Annotated in this window: 1 protein-coding gene; it reads left to right on the forward strand. The window is 37.3% G+C overall.

The window, feature by feature from the left end; all coding sequences use genetic code 11:
* Nucleotides 1-202: 202 nt before the first annotated feature.
* Entirely contained in the window at nt 203-598 is a 396-nt protein-coding gene (locus SMIDD26_RS04755; RefSeq protein WP_061439242.1) for a CopY/TcrY family copper transport repressor, read from the forward strand.
* Nucleotides 599-695: the final 97 nt, after the last annotated feature.

The following is a 695-nucleotide window of genomic DNA, read 5'->3' on the forward strand; positions in this document are numbered from 1 at the left end:
CAGTTGACCCTCGTGACTTAAAATTGTATTGATAAAAGAGATTGCCTCCACTGAATGTGGAGGTTTTTGCTTGTGTTTTAAACACTTTTGAAATGAAGATTTTAAAAAAAGAGAAAAATTTGAATTTCATAGTTGACAAATGTAGATTTTAGAAGTATACTAATAACTGTAATCGACAAATGTAGATTTTGGAGGTGTGATGATGCAGATTTCAGATGCAGAATGGCAGGTCATGAAGATTATTTGGATGCAAGGAGAGCAGACCAGTACGGATTTGATCAGGGTTCTGGCGGAGCGGTTCGATTGGTCAAAGTCAACCATTCAAACTCTCTTGGCTCGTTTGGTTGAGAAAGAGTGTCTGACAAGGAAAAAAGAAGGCAAGTCCTTTGTTTATTCAGCCCTTTTAACTTTGGACCAAAGTCGGGATTTACTTGTCCAAGATATCAAGGACAAGGTTTGTTCTCGTAGGATTAAGAACTTGTTGGCTGATTTGATTGCTGAATGTGATTTTACTCAGGCCGACTTGGAAGACTTGGAAGCTGTGATTTCTGAGAAGAAATCAAACGCTGTGACAGAAGTAAAATGTAATTGTATGTAAAGGAGACGTCATGTTAAATAGTATTGTAACCATTGTTTGTATTGCCCTTATCGCCTTTATCTTGTTCTGGTTTTTCAAAAAGCCTGAAAAATCTGGA

The sequence above is a fragment of the Streptococcus mitis genome (assembly GCF_001579035.1).
GTDB classification, from domain to species: Bacteria; Bacillota; Bacilli; order Lactobacillales; family Streptococcaceae; genus Streptococcus; species Streptococcus mitis_J.

Coding starts and splice junctions, on each gene's coding strand:
- SMIDD26_RS04755 (WP_061439242.1), top strand. CDS start 203: ATGCAGATTTCAGATGCAGAATGGCAGGTCATGAAGATTATTTGGATG.